Genomic DNA, 17,064 nt, shown 5'->3' with positions numbered 1-17,064 from the left:
AGTTAAGGATGGGTATAAAGGGTATTAATTAAGGACGTGCATAAAGGGTATTAATTAAGGACGTGCATAAACGGTATTAGTTAAGGATGTGTATAAAGGGTATTGATTAAGGATGTGCATAAAGGGCGTGAATAAAGAGCGTGGATTGGTTAACCTACTATTAAATCTATAGCGAGAATAATAAATGAGCGAATTGGTAATAGGACTCACTGGTGGCATTGCCTCAGGTAAAACCACGGTCAGCGATAGGTTTGCTAGTTTCGGTATCGATATTATTGATGCCGATGTCATTGCTCGAGATGTTGTTGCCAAAGACACACCCGGATTAATGGCGATTATCGAGCAGTTCGGCGAAGACATCCTAACATCCAACTTAGACCTCGACAGACAGAAACTTCGCCGTATTGTGTTCTCAGACAACACCCAAAAAGAATGGCTAAACGCCTTGTTGCATCCGCTTATTCGCCAACAAATGGAGTTACAAACCAACCACGCTAAATCGCCTTATTGTATTTTAAGCGTCCCTTTACTGGTAGAGAACAAACTCAATAATATGGTTGACCGTACACTAGTAGTTGATATTGATGAGGCAACCCAACTTAAACGAGCAATGGCTAGAGATAACAGTGAACCAGGAGTAATTGAGAGTATAATAGCATCGCAAGCATCTCGGACAGACAGGTTAGCAATAGCCGATGACATTATATTGAATCACGGAGACCTCGATTGGCTAAATACACAAGTAAAGGATTTACATCAAATGTACCTAAACATTTTGAACAAAACCCTGTAAGCTGTGTCAAAAGTAAAATGCCGACAACTAGGAGAGCTAAATGCCCGTCGCAGTCTACGAATTTCCACTTTGCGAAAAAGTGCGAAACTATTTGCGATTAGAACAGCTTTTCAAACAACTGGATCACACTGCAACTTTCGATAATGAATTTGAAAGCTTGCATTTTTTCGATGTTTTTTTCACTCTGTTAGACCTACTGGAGCGTCTGGATGTGCGCACCGACTTTATACGTGATATCGATGTACATGAGAAGAATCTAGTACATTGGTCAAATCATCCAAACATAGATACTGGCGCCCTTGAAAGCGCTCTTAAAACCTTACATCGTCTATTATCAGAGCTTAAGCGCACCAATAAGCTGGGTTCAAATTTAAAAGACGACCGCTTCCTTAGCAGTATTCGACAGCGTTTTTCTATCCCCGGCGGTGCAACCAGCTTTGATTTGCCCCATTTATTTTGTTGGCTTAAACAAAGTAAAGACGTGCGTAACAAAGACATTGCCTCATGGGAAAAGCACTTGGTAATAGTACGTGAAAATATTACGCTACTTATGCAGTACCTGCGCGAACGCGGACGCTATGAAGAAGTTGTCGCTACCAATGGCTTTTACCAAGGTATAGTCACTGATAAAGTTGATCTTATTCGTGTACGTTGCTCTAACATTCAAGGTTATTTCCCTGTATTAAGTGGCAATAAATATCGATACGGTATTCGATTCATGCAGCTGGTTCCCGATGAAGGATCAGCCGGCGGCGTGAAAAGCGATATCAAATTTGAAATTGCCTGTTGTTAGCATATCCTCAACATTTCAACCAAATAGTTAGATAATCATATGAAAGTAAACTGCCCTACCTGTAAAAAAGAAGTTCAATGGTCAACTCAGAACGAGTTTCGCCCCTTTTGCACTAAGCGTTGTCAGCTAATCGATTTAGGTCAATGGGCTAACGAAGAAAACGCTATTCCCTCAGGCGCTAATAAAGATGCTGAAACCTCTGTACCCGATATGAATATAGATATAGAAGATATTGAGGAAATGCTTGCGCAACAAGAACAAGACTTTTTTAATAACTAACGCGTTAATCTTGTTCGTTAGGTTTTTTCCAACTAATGTCCTTACCCAACAAAACGCCTTCTTTAGCCTAATTATTTATCAAGGTAAATCAGTCAATGTCAGAACATACTGTAATAAAAAAAATCTTAATTACCGCGGGCACACATGGTAATGAAATGTCGGGTATCGAATACCTAAGAAACCTACAAAGCAATGCGCAAATACACGCTCAGTTAGTCGCGCAAACAACTGATATTGATATCGAATTGGCAATCGTAAACACACTTGCTGTTGCAAGACGAGCGCGTTATGTTGAGGAAGATCTGAATCGACAATTTAGCCAAGAAAAGTTGAGCGTATTGACCGGTGAAAATTTAGAGCATCAATTGGCTGTTGAATTCAACCTCGCCTTTGGGCCAAAGTATGAGCCAACCAGAGACCTTGTTATTGATATTCACAATACCACCAGCAACATGGGGCCAACCTTAATCATTTTACAATCTGATGAGTTTCATCAGCAAATGGCGCGATATGTGAAAGCCAATATGCCAGACGCGATTGTTCTTATTGAAGACCATATCCCCTATAAACAACACCCCTATTTATGCACTATTGGCAAAACCGGCATTATGATTGAAGTTGGTCCACAACCGCAGAACGTGCTTAGGCCTGCAGCCTATTTGCAAACTGAGGAAATGACAAAGCTGGTGATCACTTTTTGTGACCTTTGGAACAAGCAGGCACTTGGTGAATTAGACGTTGTTGAGGCTTTTCGCTTAACTGAAGAAGTTTATTTTCCATTATGTTCGGCAGGAAATAAGTTGGCAATGATACACCCCAGTCTGCAAAACAATGATTTTACGGTCTTAAATATTGGCGATCCTACCTTTTTAACTTTTGCAGGGACGACGCTAGGCTGGGAAGGCGAGGACCAGGTCTATCCCCACTTTATTGGTGAATCAGCCTATTATCACCTCAATATTGCCTTCGCACTATCTAGAAAAACGCTTATTTGAGCTTGAGGAACTATTCCGTGATATTGGGTAGTGGTGTGTCATTAGCACTAAATAAAATATTCAATACATTGACTACCTTCGCTTCAATATTATCTTTGGTAATTGGAAAACCAAACAGCGCTTTAGTGTAAGTTAACCCAGAAATAGAGGATAAAACCATATCAGCAATATCCTCAGCTGGTTGCGCCGTTTTCAAATACTGTTGCTTTTGCCCATTCTTTATCAAGCGAACGAGTTCTTGTATGGCGGGTAAATAACATCGCCTGTAATGCTCTTGTGACATTTCTTTATTCGACAATGCCTGACTGATCATCAACTGATCAAAGCGCACAATTTGTGGATCAAAAATAATATTAACCACGTTCACGCAAAATGATCGCAGCATGCTCTGATACTCTACTTGGCTGTGTACTTCCACTTTTGAGGGCTCGTAAATCCTAGCAACCTCTTGTGTTACGACCGCTTCTAACAACACTTCTTTATTCTCAAAATACTTATATAAGGTCATTTTTGAGGTTTTTGCTGCTTTAGCTAACATATCAGTCGTTACCGCTGGCACCCCAAATTCAAAGAATAGGCTTCTTGCAGCAGCTAAAATTCGGCATTCAGCGTCTTTACGACTCATATTTATGGCTCATATTTAAAACTCTCTTCATTATATTACAGATTTTCAAGTACACGTTCCTACCTTTATTATTGCCGCGTAGGCTCTTCAGTTGCGGATTATTAAATTTCCGTCATGTTACTTTTGTATGCTGACAAATGCAAAACCTTATGGTACTGTACTGTACAGTACTAATAATCAATATCAACAATTAATTTGAATTGCTTGTACATGCTAGGTTTAGAGCATACTCAACGATGACATAGAGTACGCAATAAACTCGATATATGATTAGCAGTTAATTGATATTAAAAGATAAAACAGCCGCTTTAGTTAAAGGAAAGATAATGCGTTTTACACAAATCGCCACACTAGTAGTCACTGCAATTTTTATGTTGAGTGCTTGTTCAGGATCTGAAAAAAATATGCAGCAGAGCAGCACGACTAAAAATGAGCTTCCTAAAAAAGTCTGGACCACCAAGCTATTACCCGCATCCGATGTCGTAAAAAGACACCTAACTGGTACTCTTCAAGCTGCAGACGCTGTATCGATTTCGTTTGAAGTAACCGGCGTTATTTCTGCAATGTATGTCGATCTGGGCCAATCTTTCAATAAAGGTGACGTGCTCGCTGAATTAGATAAAGCAGTATATATGCTGGCAGTTCAGCAAAACAAAAGCGTTTTAGGTGAAGCTAGCGCAGCATTAGTTGACGCCAGGCAGACATTTGAAAGAAACAAAACACTCAGGCGACAAGGTCTGGTATCACAAGCCGCATTCGACAATGCACTAGCTAACTTTGATATTGCCAAGCAACGCACCGAGGTGGCTGAAAGTTCGTTAGCCATAGCAACAGAGAACTTGTCAGACACAATCCTAGTGGCACCTTACTCAGGTCGCGTATCAGCGCGTTTTGCAGAACCCTCGCAGCAAGTTAGTCCTGGCACTGCGGTAATTAGCATTCAAGGCAATGCAAACTTAGAGGTTAACGCAGCAATACCTGAAGGCTGGATCAGTAAGGTTTCACTTTTTGACCAAGTAAGTGTGCTTGTGCCTTCCCTTAGTGCATCGACAACTTACCCTGCAACGCTCACCGAAATTGGCGCCCAAGCGTCTATTGCAAACGCATTTCCGATCACCATTACCCTGAATGACAACCACACTGGTTTTTATCCCGGTATGTCGGCTGAAATTATATTGTCGGTCAGCAGCTTGTTCGCAACTGACGAATATTATGAAGTGCCTTTTAGCGCATTCACCACCAACAAGTCCGGTCCCTATTTATACTTCGTCGCAATTGAATCACCAAAATTGACTGACAAGGACACACCTATCTACACCAAGAGCGCAAACCACAACTTAAGAAATAACAAGGACACACCTGTCTACGCCAAAGGCGTGAACAACGAGCTAAATGCGATAGCAAAGAAATACTATATTGAAATTGTTGAATTGAAAGCCGAAACCGCGATTATCAAATTCAAGCAGCAACCCGATATAGCCCTTCTTACTGAGTTGAGAATAGTGAAAACTGGCCTCGACTTTTTAAGACCCGAACAAGCTATTTCGGTGGTTGAAACCTCTACCCAAATATATAACCAATAGAAGTAATGAAAATGAATTTATCTGATATTGGTTTAACTTATAACCGTTTAGTGATGAGCGTAGTATTGTCATTAATGTTGTTTGGTGGTTTTAGTTACTTTTCATTGCCCGCGCAAGAAGACCCTTCAATTAAGGTTCGCGAAGCGGTTATCACCACTCATTTTCCAGGTATGCCGGCTGAAAGAATAGAACTCCTGATCACCAAAACAGTTGAAGAAGGGGTTCGCAATGTCGATGAGGTTGAAGAAATTCGTTCAGTTTCCATGCACGGCACATCCGTTGTTTATGTTGACTTATACGATCGCTATTACGACCTTGACCAAATTTGGGATAAAGTCCGAAATGAATTAGAGAAAGTAAAAAGCCAATTCCCTGACGGAACACCCCCGCATTTTATCAATGATAACTTTGGTGATGTTGCGATATTGACGGTTGCTCTGCAGGCGGATAAAGGCATTTTAATGGGCGATATGTTTGACATGGCGCAACATGCTCGGGATATGATGTACACGGTTGAAGGCACCCAATCGGTTAGTATTTTAGGGGCTCAACAAGAAAATATTGTAATTGAGGTTTCTGACGTTAAAACCGCGCAACTCGGTGTGTCTCCATCACAGTTAATTGATATATTGCAGCAACAAAACGTGATCCGATCTGGGGGTACAATTAATTTAAACGGCAAGAGCTTTAATATTGTTCCTAGCGGCGACTTCACGAGCATTGAATCAATCAAAGAGATTATTTTTACCCTGCCCAATACGAATAACTCAATACGCTTAGAGGATATCGCAACGGTATACCGAAGTGTTCAAACACCTGCATCTCAAACTGCCTATTTCAATGGTGAGCGCGCAATTGTATTGGCTATATCTAAAAACGATCGCTTCAGTGTGACTGAATATACGCCTCGCTTAGAAGATATGTTGCGTACCTTAGAACAACAAATGCCTGCCGGCATTAGCCTTAACGTGATTACTCGACAAGCAGACCAAGTCAATGCTGCTGTTAAGGGTGTGTCTATAAACGTGGTCCAAACATTATCTATTGTACTTGGCGTTGTTATCTTATTCCTTGGTTTTCGCATTGGGCTGATTGTTGGTGCAATAGTGCCTGCGGTTGTCTTAATTGTGCTCGCTGTGCTCAATTTCAGTGGTATGGCACTTGAACGCATGAGCTTAGCAACCCTTATAATCTCGCTTGGCTTACTGGTCGATAATGGTATTGTGGTTGCTGAAGACTTCAAAAAGCGATTAGAAAATGGTGAGAAACGTCGTCAAATTGTGTCTGAAATAGGACGTTCATTAGCAATCCCTTTACTAACCTCCTCTGTTACAACTATGCTGGTGTTCTTGCCGTTAATGTTAGCTGAGAGTGAATCGGGTGAATACACTCGTTCAGTGTCAATCGTGATCATTTATTCACTTTTCACTTCATGGTTATTATCCCTGATGGTGACACCTTATTTATGCTACTTGTTTATTACAGATGTAAAGGTAAAGAAGACCGGTATTCAAGTCAAAGTCGCTAATTTATTCAATCTTATAAACCCTGTGTATAAAGCGCTTTTGCATTTTGTGTTGAGATATAGAGCATTTACCATGGCAGTGACCATCCTGCTTTTTATAGGCGCAGGACTTGTAATGACGACGGTTCCAGTGAAGTTCTTTCCGGATTCAGATCGCGCTCAAGTATTAGCCTATATTGATTTACCTGCAGGATCTTCAATGCATGAGACAGAAGACGTATTAGAGATGGTATTTGACCTTCTGGACAATAAAGAGCGCTATCCTCATGTAGATAATTACGCAGCATATGGCGGTTTTGGTGGTCCGAGATTTGTATTATCACTCACGCCAATCACACCTGGATCTAGTAAAGCTTTTGTGATGCTTAACTTAAAAGACCGACAATTCCAAGATGAAACCATGAGGAAGCTTCGTGAAGATTTTGCTAGTGGTTTCCCAATGATCAATGCGCGTGTCACTAAAATGTTTTTAGGTCCCTCTGATTCGAATAAAATTGATGTGCAGGTGATAGGGCCTGACAAAGATTACATTTACAATGTGGCCTTAGAAATTGAAGCAATTTTCCGCAATTTGGAAGGTACGGTTGAAATTAAAAATGACTGGGAAAATAAAATAACTCAGGTTAATGTGCAGGTCGATCAGGCCAGAGCAAAACGCGCAGGCGTTACCTCAGCAGATGTGGCTAACTCCTTAGAAACCTTTTTCTCGGGCACTGTCGTGTCTGAGTTTCGAGACGGCGATGACTTGATACCCATCATTATTCGAGGCCAAGCCGAGGATAGGTATGATATTAGCCGTATCTACGGTATTAATGTTTTTTCTACAGCAAGAAACGTGAATGTGCCATTAGAGCAAGTTGCTGATGTTAACCTTAGCCCCCAGTACGCAAGAATTGCCCGCGAAAACTTATTCAGAACGGTTACCATTGAAGCTAAAAATTTAGATATGACGGCTGAAGATATGGTGCCCATCTTAGAGCCAGAGCTTGATAAACTCAGAGCGAAACTGCCGCCTGCTCACCGTATTGAATTTGATGGCGTGGTCAAAGATTCAAAGGAATCCCAGGCCTCTCTTAATGCCAATTTACCACTGTGTTTAGCGGTTGTAATGCTGGTACTAATAGCGCAATTTAATTCGTTACGCCGTGCCAGTATCGTTATTTTGACCGTTCCCCTTATTTTAATAGGTGCTGTCATTGGCCTACTGGCCGTGCAGGCAAACTTTGGATTTATGGTTATTTTAGGTCTGTATGCCTTGGCTGGGATTATTGTCAATAACGCCATTGTATTAATAGATAGAATCGATATTGAGCGCAAAGAAAATGTGGACCAGTATGAAGCAATAGTACAGGCCTGCCTTCGCAGATTACGCCCTATAGTCATGTCTACAGTCACTACGATACTTGGCTTACTGCCCTTAATTATTAGTAAGGACGCCTTGTTTTTCGGAATGGCAAGTGCACTGGCCTTTGGTTTGGCGATTGGTACGCTGTTAACGCTCGGCGTTGTGCCTGTATTATACAGTCTATTTTTTAATATTAAAAAAGAGCTTATTGCTAAAGAGTATCCAGAATAGCTTCAACGATAGCAACGTTAGCATCAGGAAAATCGATATCATTTAGTTCGCCTATATCCGCCCAGCGATGAATTTGACCTTCTTTACCGAAGGGTTCACCGCTGAACTTATGCACCAGCAAAACAGACAGTAGAACGCGTTTTTCGGTATATTCATGAGCTATTTCGATGAGAGGAGTAGACGCTGTAATACTGATGCCTATTTCTTCTCGAAGCTCTCTGTTAAGGGCCTGCTCAACAGTTTCTCCTGTCTCTACTTTACCACCTGGAAACTCCCATTTGCCACCTTGATGCTGATGGTCAGCACGTTTACATATAAAAAAAGTACTCTCCCTGCGCACAACACCTACAGCCACATGAACTTGTTTCATCGCTATCGCCTATTTTTTACCGCTTATTTTTTGCAAAAAAAACAGCCTTCAAGGAGCATATTGAAAGGCTGTTTTAATATTAATCTGATGTCCGTCAGAGCTTGTAAAGAGAGCTTGTCAAGAGAGCTTGTCAAAAGAGCTCGTCAAAAGAGCTTATTAAGACAGCTTACCATGACAATGTTTATATTTTTTACCAGAGCCGCAAGGACATGCATCATTCCGCCCTACTTTAGGGCCTGAACGCTGCACAGAATCTGGCTTTTGAGCATCAGGCTCAGTCACCGATTTATGTTCAAACTTCTTCTCAACTTCGGCTGCGCGTCGCTGTTCATCTACCGCCTCTACATCCGCTTGTTGTTGCACTTGCACACGACTTAAAATAGTGATTACATCAACTTTCAGAGTGTCTAGCATTTGTGAGAATAATTCGAAGGATTCACGCTTATATTCTTGCTTCGGGTTTTTCTGAGCGTAGCCACGCAGATGAATACCTTGGCGTAAATGATCCATTGCCGCTAAATGTTCTTTCCATAGACTATCCACGCTTTGCAGCATAACGGCTTTCTCGAAATTCCGAATAACGTCTGCACCTACCGTTTTTTCCTTTAACTCATAGGCTTTTACGATCTCGTCGTAAATACGCTCTCTGATTGTTTCTTCAAATAATTTATCGTCGTTATCAAGCCATTCTTGCACGGGTAAGTCGACCGCAAAGTCGCTCTTGAGACGCTCTTCTAAACTTTTAATATCCCACATCTCATCTAAAGATTGTGGTGCTATATATTGGTTAATTACCTGTGATACAACGTCTTTTCTAATGTTAGCAATCATTGAACCAATGTTACCGTCGTCTAATAATTCGTTTCGTTGTTCATAAATAACACCGCGTTGGTCATTCGCTACGTCGTCGTATTCAAGCAATGACTTACGAATATCGAAATTGCGACCTTCTACTTTGCGCTGTGCGTTTTCAATCGCACGTGATACCCAAGGATGTTCGATTGACTCGCCTTTCTCCATGCCTAAACGCTTCATCATATTGCCCATCTTTTCAGAGGCGAATATGCGCATCAATGCGTCATCAAGTGATAAATAGAAGCGTGAGGAGCCGGCATCACCCTGACGCCCAGAACGACCGCGCAACTGATTATCAATACGACGCGACTCATGACGTTCAGTGCCGATAATGTGCAAGCCACCCGACGCTAGCACAGCATCGTGACGCTTCTTCCACTCTGCTTTGAGATGCTCGAGTTGCTTCTCAGTTGGGTTTTTTAGCTTATCGACTTCAGCCTGTAAGTTACCACCCAACACAATATCTGTGCCACGTCCTGCCATGTTGGTTGCAATAGTCACTTGCCCTGGCATACCTGCGTTGGCAACGATATCGGCTTCATGTTCATGAAATTTGGCATTCAATACTTTGTGTACGATTTTTGACTTTTTCAATATATTGGAAAGCAATTCAGAGTTTTCAATTGACACAGTACCAACTAACGTCGGTTGACCGCGTTCAACGCAGCCCTGAATATCCAGCACAATAGCATCGTATTTTTCTTCAGTGGTGAGATAAATTTTGTCCGCTCTATCATCCCGTACCATTGGCTGATTGGTAGGGATAACGACTGTTTCTAAGCCATAAATCGATTGAAACTCAAAGGCTTCAGTATCAGCAGTACCGGTCATACCGGATAGCTTATCGTAAATACGAAAATAGTTTTGGAACGTGATTGACGCTAATGTTTGGTTTTCATTTTGAATGTTGACACCTTCTTTAGCTTCAATAGCTTGATGTAAACCTTCAGACCAACGACGTCCTTCCATCGTCCGACCTGTATGCTCGTCGACAATAATAATGTCGTCACCTTTAACGATATAATCGACGTCTTTGGAAAATAATTTGTGAGCACGTAATGCAGCATTAACATGGTGCAACAACGAGATATTAGCAGCTGCGAATAGAGATTCTTCTGCGCCCAATATTTCGTATTTTTGTAGCAATTCTTCGACAAAAATTTGACCTGTTTCGGTCAAGTGAATTTGCTTCGCTTTCTCGTCAATGGTGTAGTGACCGTCACCGATGTTGTCTTCTTCATCTTCTTTTTCCTGTTCTTGTAATTCAGGAATAATAAGATTAATTTTTCGGTATGCCTCAGAACTATCTTCCGCTGCGCCTGAAATAATAAGTGGCGTTCTAGCTTCATCAATAAGGATTGAGTCGACTTCATCGATAACGGCGAAATGCAATCCGCGCTGAACCCGGTCTTGCGGGCTGAATGCCATATTATCGCGAAGATAATCAAAGCCAAATTCGTTATTGGTACCGTAGGTAATATCAGCCACATAAGCAGCACTTTTTTCAGCAGGACTCAGACCTGGAATATTACAACCGACAGTTAACCCTAAGAATTCAAAAAGGGGTCTGCTCCAGTCAGCATCTCGTTTGGCAAGATAGTCATTCACGGTAATAACGTGTACACCTTTGCCTGAAATTGCATTTAGATAAGAGGGTAGTGTTGATGTGAGGGTTTTACCTTCACCGGTGCGCATTTCGGCAATTTTACCTTGGTGTAAAACCAAGCCACCTTTCATTTGTGCATCGAAGTGACGCATACCGAATACGCGTTTACTGGCTTCTCTGACTACAGCAAAAGCTTCAGCAGCGATAGCATCAGTCGACTCACCTTTTTCCAGGCGCTCCTTAAATATCGCTGTTTTACCTTTCAATTCATTGTCGGATAGCGCTTCGAATGCTTTCTCGTATCCGTTAACAACAACAACTGTCTTTTTTAATTTTTTTAGTAAACGGTCGTTACGACTGCCAAATACTTTTTTTAAGGTGCCTGCAAACATGCTATTTGATTTTCCAAAAATGACTAAAATAAAACGCATTACATAATAACAATTATGTGGCGAATAAACTACATGTACTAAATAATCTTAGCACACTACTGAGCTATTATTAATGAGTCAGAGGGTTTAGTGGACCGGAGAAAACTGAAAATCAGTTCTTTTAGCGATAGATGAATGGCAGTGGATCAACCTGTTGACCGTTTTTTAGAACTTCGTAGTGCACGTGGGCGCCTGTTGAACGACCAGTATTACCGACTAATGCGATACCCTGACCTTTAGTGACAACGTCACCAACTACAACTGTTAACTTGGCATTGTGACCATATCTTGTTCTTAAACCGTTTCCGTGATCAATTTCAACTAAGTTTCCATATCCATATCTGCTGCCCGACCAAGTCACCACACCAGCACCTGTTGCAATAACGTCTTCACCTTCTTTGCCCGCAAAGTCTATGCCTTTATGCATAGCTGGGCGGCCAGTGAATGGGTCTTTGCGAACACCATAATAAGATGACAACCAACCTTTACCGAGCGGACGTCCCGCTAACTCGCTCTCTCTTTCTATATTGAGGCCCATCATCAGAGATTCAAGGGCTGTGAGTTGCTGAATTTTAAAATCTAAGGTCTCAGCCATTTTATTTATTTGATTTGTTAAAGAAGATTCGGAGGCATCAAGCGTTTGCATTTCTTCGCTCAAAGTAAAGTCTTCTTTGTTAAGACCGGCATTTTCAGCCATGGTCGCCGTCAGCAACTCCATCTTATTAATTCGATTTTGCATGATAGCCACCTGATTAACGATACCGCCTACTTGCTCTAGGGTATTTGTTTTCAGTTGGTCAACTAATTTGGCTTGTTGCTCTAATCCTGTCTTTACAACATTAACGCGAACGTGATTTTCGTAGACAGATTCGGTGGAGCGGCTAGAAATAAGGAAAACAATAGAAGCTATTACAGACACGCTTAGCAATTTACGAGCAGATATCCGCTTCACAAACCTGCGGTTTTTGCCTTTATAAAGTATCGTAAAGCTCATTATTACCCTATTGTGGTTGTACATCTGTTAAATTAACGCCGTAAAACTGACGGTAATATAACCCTGATATCGGTAGTCTAACCCTGTTATCGGCACAAGGATACATTTTGTAAGCACACATACTTATCCATTTTAATACCTAAAGCGACCCTGTAGTAGTCACCTCGCTACACCAGAAGATATAAGAAGATAATCAGAATGCCAAAGAAGGTTCAATGTACCGGATGGGTAAACTGTCTTCATTTTCGAACTCCACGTACTTCCAAGCAGTAACGTCATCAAGTATAGCATTTAATAACTTATTATTTAAACCATGTCCTGTTTTGTATGCAACAAGCTCACCTATAAGACTGTGTCCGCCTAAGTAAAGGTCACCAACCGCGTCTAATATTTTATGCTTTAAGAATTCATCACTGCAACGCAGTCCTTCTGGGTTTATCACTCGATATTCGTCAAGCGCAACTGCATTATCCATGCTACCACCCAAGGCTAGATTCATCGAATTCATGAACTCTAAATCTTTCATGAAACCAAAAGTTCTAGCTCGACTGACTTCATCAACATAAGAGTCAACCGAAAAGTCTAATTCTATTTTTTGCCTGCTGGCTGCGATAGCAGGATGTTCAAAGTCAATTTCAAAATTCACTTTGAATCCGTCGTGGGGTCTAAATTCAGCCCACTTATCGCCGTCTTCAACGCGCACAGTTTTTATTACTTTAATGAATTTTTTAGGAACATCTAGTTCCTGTACCCCGGCAGTTTGCAACAGAAAGATAAAAGGAGAGGCACTACCATCCATAATCGGCAGTTCGTGACTATCCACTTCAACAATAATATTATCGATACCAAGACCAGACAACGCAGAGGCTAAATGCTCTACGGTATGAATTGAGTGACCATCGGCGTTTGTGATACATGTGCACAACGTTGTATCTCCAACGGCGTTAGCCTTGGCTTGAATGTCTGCGTGCGGCTGTAAATCAACACGACGGAAGACGATACCCGTGTTTGCAGGTGCAGGCCGAAGAGTCATTGTGACTTTGCGCCCCTTGTGCAAACCGATACCGGTTTCTTTAACAGACTCTTTAATAGTACGTTGTTTTATCATTTTGTTTTATTTACCAAACCAAAAATCGGCACGTATTATATTACTCAACCGGTTCATTGTCAAAGAGTTGCAATATTTCAAGCTTTTTTTTTAAAAAACAGACTGTTCAGACCACTATAATTAAACGCGGGTCTAATTATAGTTAATCGTTCTAATCAGCCTGCTTTCTCAAGAATGCCGGAATATCAAGATACTCTAATTCATTACTTGGTTGCGCTTCGTCATCTAACTTAAGCGCTTGGTTACCGTCGGTACCACCTGTCGATCTATGCTCTCTGGAACTGCTACCATAGTCTCTGCCAACGGCACTCACGCGCGCATTGTCATTAACTAAACTAATATCAGGCTTACGTTCTGCACCAATACCAGTTGCAACCACAGTGACGCGAACTTCATCAGTCAGTTCTGGATCGATAACGGTACCAACAACAACAGTCGCATTTTCAGAAGCAAATGCTTTGACAGCATTACCTATGATTTCGTACTCATCGATAGCAAAGTCTAACCCGGCAGTGATGTTAACTAATATGCCGCGTGCACCTGACAAGTCTATGTCTTCTAGAAGAGGACAAGCAATTGCAGCTTCTGCAGCTTCTTCTGCTCTGTCTTCACCCCGACCAACACCGCTTCCCATCATTGCCGTGCCCATTTCTGACATGACTGTTTTCACATCGGCGAAATCAACGTTAATCAAACCTGGGCGAGTAATAAGCTCAGCGATACCTTGAACAGCGCCGCGCAAGACGTCATTAGCGGCGATGAAAGCTTGCAGTAAAGGCGTACCTTTGCCCATTACTTTCAATAGTTTTTCATTCGGGATCGTAATCAATGAATCAACGTGCTTGGATAGCTCGGCAATACCTTGATTAGCAAAGTCAGAACGCTTTTTACCTTCAAATGGGAAAGGTTTAGTGACAACCGCAACGGTCAATATCCCCATTTCCTTCGCGATCCTGGCGACTTCTGGTGCCGCGCCTGTGCCTGTGCCACCGCCCATGCCGGCCGTAATAAATACCATGTCCGCGCCTTCCAGCGTTTGACGGATTTTTTCACGATCTTCTTGAGCAGCCTCACGGCCGACGTTTGGATCTGCGCCTGCGCCTAGGCCTTTAGTAACCTCGTTACCAATTTGTAGTTTAATGTGAGCACTTGACGTCTTCAATACCTGCGCATCGGTATTCATGGCGATAAATTCTACGCCTTCGATCATTTGCTTAACCATATATTCGACGGCGTTACCACCGCCTCCTCCGACGCCAACTACTTTAATGACGGCTTCGTCGCTTTGACTGTCCATTAATTCGAACATTCTGCTTCTCCGGTATACTGAAACCTATTTGTTTTTTTATGTCGGTTTCATATTGTTTTAGCGCTTAAAGGCCCCCTAAAATTCGCCCTTAAACCAGCTTTGGATGCGTTTTAACACGCTTTCTTCGCCTTTCTTTGAAGACGTTCTTTTATTGTTTATATTTTGCTTACCATACTGTAACAGACCCACTGCTGTAGCAAAACAAGCATCGTCAACATATTCAGCCAAACCCTTGACTGAATGAGGCTTTCCGACCCTTACTGGCATTTGGAATATTTCCTCTGCAAACTCTACTGCACCCTCCATTTTGGCTGTTCCGCCGGTAATGACAAGGCCTGCGGCAATTTGTTCTTCTAAACCGCTGGCTTTGATTTGCTCATAAGCTAATTCAAATAGCTCTTGGTATCTTGGTTCAATTACCTCAGCCAACGTGTGACGGGACATGACTCTTGCCGGTCGACCTCCAACACTAGGTACTTCGATGCTTTCTTCCATGCTCACCATGTCTTTCAGTGCACATGCATATTTGATTTTAATGTCTTCCGCATTGCTCATCGGCGTGCGGAAGATTTTTGCAATATCGCTAGTTATTTGATTACCTGCCAATGGAATAACGGCGGTATGCCGGATAGCACCGTCAGTATAAATAACGATGTCCATCGTACCGCCACCGATATCGACCACACAGACACCTAATTCACGTTCATCATCGGTCAGAACCGCATAACTAGAAGCCAGCGCTGAAAAGATGGTTTGGTCGACGCTCAAACCACAACTTTCTACGCATTTAACCAGGTTCTTAGCCATATCTTCGGCGCAGGTAATAATGTGAGCCGCGGCCTCCATTCTTACACCCGACATGCCTATTGGATTTTTAATTCCTTCTTGCACATCGATAACAAATTCTTGTGGTAGCACATGAAGTAACTTACGTTCAGCCGCCATTGGCACTGAACGCGCGGCGTGAATAACATTATCCACATCGTCTTGGGTTACTTCTTGGTTGTTGATAGGCACCATCCCACTCTCATTTTGACACTGAACGTGACGCCCTGAAATTGACATAAATACTGAAGATACACTGCAGTCGGCCATCAATTCCATCTCATTAACCGCTTGTCTTACTGACTGAACAACGAGGTTCAAGTCGTTCACACCACCCTTATCCATACCGCGGGACTTGTGCGTACCAACGCCAATAATACTAATACTGTCGTCGTCGAGTAATTCGCCGACTATAGCTTTGATTATGCTGGTTCCGATGTCTAAACCGACAATGAGGTCTCTTTCTGTAGCTTTAGACATGTTTCTTATCACTCATTTTAGTCATTATTTTGTCTAATTTCTTGTTCTTTTTTACTGTTTTTTTGCCAGCCCACTGCAAGTCCAATATCATACCGCAAATCTATGTAATTAATCGCCTTATTTTGCGCCTCTAATAGCGGAAAAACATCAATAAAATTTTGCAATCTATCGATAAACTGCTGACGCCCGATATTTAGTCGTATTCCGTTGCTTAATTCGACTCTCCAAGCGAACCTTTCACTCAAAAACAGCTCATTAATTGTCAGTCCAGTTGAGCTTAATAATGACTGCATCGCTTTAAATCCGGCTAATGCTGTTTTTTCGCTGCCGCCTGGCCCAAATAATTGCGGTAATTTTTTGTTTACATCACCGCCATCAAAAATATCGCCTTGCGTATTCAATAAAAGATCATCATTCCAAATCGCCACAGGCGCTTGTTCGACTAAATAAATATGCAAGCTGCTCGGCCAGCGTTTGCGCACTGATGCCCTGTATACCCAAGGCATATCCTCCAAAAGTTGATGCACTTTATTGACGTCCAGTGCGAAAAAACTGCCTTTTTGCTTGTTCCGAATAAGCGCTTCCATTTGTGAGTCGACTAAAACGCTTCTCTGACCACTAAAAATCACTTTTTGAACTGGCAATTGCTGTTCATCTTCAAGCCATCGTATAAGGTGTATTGCAGCATAAATAAAACCCGCCATGACGAACACAAAAACAACAAAACCGACAAGTCTATTTGGCTCTTGAGTTTCACCCGTTCTATCGTCATTATCAAATGGGTCTGTGTCATCGATAAATGCATCGTCTGCCTTTTTAGATTTCACTGTGCTTGGGCTGTGAACAATTTCACCAGTGCTCGGAGCATGTTTGCGAACATTGTGTCCTTGTGCTTTTAAATCGCCCTTTGTCACTTA

At 42.0% G+C, this 17,064-nt stretch carries 14 protein-coding genes; 6 read left to right on the top strand and 8 right to left on the bottom strand.

Annotation, left to right across the window (positions count from 1 at the left end; all coding sequences use genetic code 11):
• The first annotated feature begins 184 nt into the window (after nt 1–184).
• The 4 genes from coaE to G399_RS0112410 all read left to right on the top strand — a co-directional run bounded on the left by coaE (nt 185) and on the right by G399_RS0112410 (nt 2,860).
• Nucleotides 185–793, top strand: a complete 609-nt coding sequence (gene coaE, locus G399_RS0112425) for a dephospho-CoA kinase (RefSeq protein ID WP_006015655.1) — start codon at nt 185–187, stop codon at nt 791–793.
• A gap of 40 nt (nt 794–833) precedes the next feature.
• Complete coding sequence (gene zapD, locus G399_RS0112420) at nt 834–1,586, top strand: cell division protein ZapD (protein ID WP_006015653.1); 753 nt, start codon at nt 834–836, stop codon at nt 1,584–1,586.
• Between the two features lie 39 nt (nt 1,587–1,625).
• Nucleotides 1,626–1,865, top strand: a complete 240-nt coding sequence (yacG, locus tag G399_RS0112415; protein WP_006015650.1) for a DNA gyrase inhibitor YacG — start codon at nt 1,626–1,628, stop codon at nt 1,863–1,865.
• Nucleotides 1,866–1,960: 95 nt separating this feature from the next.
• On the top strand, nt 1,961–2,860 hold the full coding sequence (locus G399_RS0112410; protein WP_006015647.1) for an aspartoacylase: 900 nt from the start codon (nt 1,961–1,963) through the stop codon (nt 2,858–2,860).
• Between the two features lie 10 nt (nt 2,861–2,870).
• Here the strand turns inward: G399_RS0112410 and G399_RS0112405 are convergent, their stop codons facing one another.
• Complete coding sequence (locus tag G399_RS0112405; protein ID WP_006015644.1) at nt 2,871–3,485, bottom strand: TetR/AcrR family transcriptional regulator; 615 nt, start codon at nt 3,483–3,485, stop codon at nt 2,871–2,873.
• A gap of 326 nt (nt 3,486–3,811) precedes the next feature.
• Here G399_RS0112405 and G399_RS0112400 point away from each other — a divergent pair, with 326 nt between their 5' ends.
• Both G399_RS0112400 and G399_RS0112395 read left to right on the top strand, forming a co-directional pair.
• The gene (locus tag G399_RS0112400; RefSeq protein WP_006015642.1) at nt 3,812–5,068 is read left to right on the top strand and encodes an efflux RND transporter periplasmic adaptor subunit; all 1,257 of its coding nucleotides are present in this window, start codon (nt 3,812–3,814) and stop codon (nt 5,066–5,068) included.
• An 11-nt stretch (nt 5,069–5,079) separates the two neighbouring features.
• A complete protein-coding gene (locus tag G399_RS0112395) occupies nt 5,080–8,169 on the top strand; it encodes an efflux RND transporter permease subunit (RefSeq protein ID WP_026843697.1) in 3,090 nt (1,029 codons plus the stop codon).
• On the opposite strand, the gene mutT is transcribed toward G399_RS0112395, so the two are convergent.
• The 7 genes from mutT to G399_RS0112360 form a co-directional block, all read right to left on the bottom strand.
• A complete protein-coding gene (gene mutT / locus G399_RS0112390) occupies nt 8,150–8,539 on the bottom strand; it encodes an 8-oxo-dGTP diphosphatase MutT (protein WP_006015638.1) in 390 nt (129 codons plus the stop codon). The genes G399_RS0112395 and mutT overlap by 20 nt on opposite strands.
• 156 nt (nt 8,540–8,695) lie before the next feature.
• The gene (gene secA / locus G399_RS0112385) at nt 8,696–11,392 is read right to left on the bottom strand and encodes a preprotein translocase subunit SecA (RefSeq protein ID WP_006015636.1); all 2,697 of its coding nucleotides are present in this window, start codon (nt 11,390–11,392) and stop codon (nt 8,696–8,698) included.
• A 160-nt stretch (nt 11,393–11,552) separates the two neighbouring features.
• A complete protein-coding gene (locus tag G399_RS0112380; RefSeq protein ID WP_006015634.1) occupies nt 11,553–12,425 on the bottom strand; it encodes a peptidoglycan DD-metalloendopeptidase family protein in 873 nt (290 codons plus the stop codon).
• Nucleotides 12,426–12,618: 193 nt separating this feature from the next.
• Complete coding sequence (gene lpxC, locus G399_RS0112375) at nt 12,619–13,533, bottom strand: UDP-3-O-acyl-N-acetylglucosamine deacetylase (protein ID WP_006015632.1); 915 nt, start codon at nt 13,531–13,533, stop codon at nt 12,619–12,621.
• A 151-nt stretch (nt 13,534–13,684) separates the two neighbouring features.
• Nucleotides 13,685–14,842 carry a cell division protein FtsZ gene (ftsZ, locus tag G399_RS0112370; RefSeq protein WP_006015630.1) on the bottom strand — a complete coding sequence of 386 codons (1,158 nt, stop codon included), beginning with the start codon at nt 14,840–14,842 and terminating at the stop codon, nt 13,685–13,687.
• A gap of 75 nt (nt 14,843–14,917) precedes the next feature.
• Entirely contained in the window at nt 14,918–16,147 is a 1,230-nt protein-coding gene (gene ftsA / locus G399_RS0112365; protein WP_006015627.1) for a cell division protein FtsA, read from the bottom strand.
• Between the two features lie 17 nt (nt 16,148–16,164).
• A complete protein-coding gene (locus tag G399_RS0112360; protein WP_006015624.1) occupies nt 16,165–17,061 on the bottom strand; it encodes a cell division protein FtsQ/DivIB in 897 nt (298 codons plus the stop codon).
• Nucleotides 17,062–17,064 lie beyond the last annotated feature (3 nt).

This window comes from Brumicola pallidula DSM 14239 = ACAM 615, from assembly GCF_000428905.1.
Lineage (GTDB): Bacteria > Pseudomonadota > Gammaproteobacteria > Enterobacterales > Alteromonadaceae > Glaciecola > Glaciecola pallidula.
Note: the sequence above shows the minus strand (reverse complement) of the source record. Positions and strands in the feature narration are given on the sequence as shown.

Bases quoted from the DNA above. Each gene is read 5' to 3' on its own strand.
- secA (WP_006015636.1), bottom strand. From the start codon at position 11,392: ATGTTTGCAGGCACCTTAAAAAAAGTATTTGGCAGTCGTAACGACCGT.
- coaE (WP_006015655.1), top strand. From the start codon at position 185: ATGAGCGAATTGGTAATAGGACTCACTGGTGGCATTGCCTCAGGTAAA.
- G399_RS0112410 (WP_006015647.1), top strand. From the start codon at position 1,961: ATGTCAGAACATACTGTAATAAAAAAAATCTTAATTACCGCGGGCACA.
- G399_RS0112380 (WP_006015634.1), bottom strand. From the start codon at position 12,425: ATGAGCTTTACGATACTTTATAAAGGCAAAAACCGCAGGTTTGTGAAG.
- ftsZ (WP_006015630.1), bottom strand. From the start codon at position 14,842: ATGTTCGAATTAATGGACAGTCAAAGCGACGAAGCCGTCATTAAAGTA.
- ftsA (WP_006015627.1), bottom strand. From the start codon at position 16,147: ATGTCTAAAGCTACAGAAAGAGACCTCATTGTCGGTTTAGACATCGGA.
- G399_RS0112405 (WP_006015644.1), bottom strand. From the start codon at position 3,485: ATGAGTCGTAAAGACGCTGAATGCCGAATTTTAGCTGCTGCAAGAAGC.
- yacG (WP_006015650.1), top strand. From the start codon at position 1,626: ATGAAAGTAAACTGCCCTACCTGTAAAAAAGAAGTTCAATGGTCAACT.
- zapD (WP_006015653.1), top strand. From the start codon at position 834: ATGCCCGTCGCAGTCTACGAATTTCCACTTTGCGAAAAAGTGCGAAAC.
- G399_RS0112400 (WP_006015642.1), top strand. From the start codon at position 3,812: ATGCGTTTTACACAAATCGCCACACTAGTAGTCACTGCAATTTTTATG.
- G399_RS0112395 (WP_026843697.1), top strand. From the start codon at position 5,080: ATGAATTTATCTGATATTGGTTTAACTTATAACCGTTTAGTGATGAGC.
- mutT (WP_006015638.1), bottom strand. From the start codon at position 8,539: ATGAAACAAGTTCATGTGGCTGTAGGTGTTGTGCGCAGGGAGAGTACT.
- lpxC (WP_006015632.1), bottom strand. From the start codon at position 13,533: ATGATAAAACAACGTACTATTAAAGAGTCTGTTAAAGAAACCGGTATC.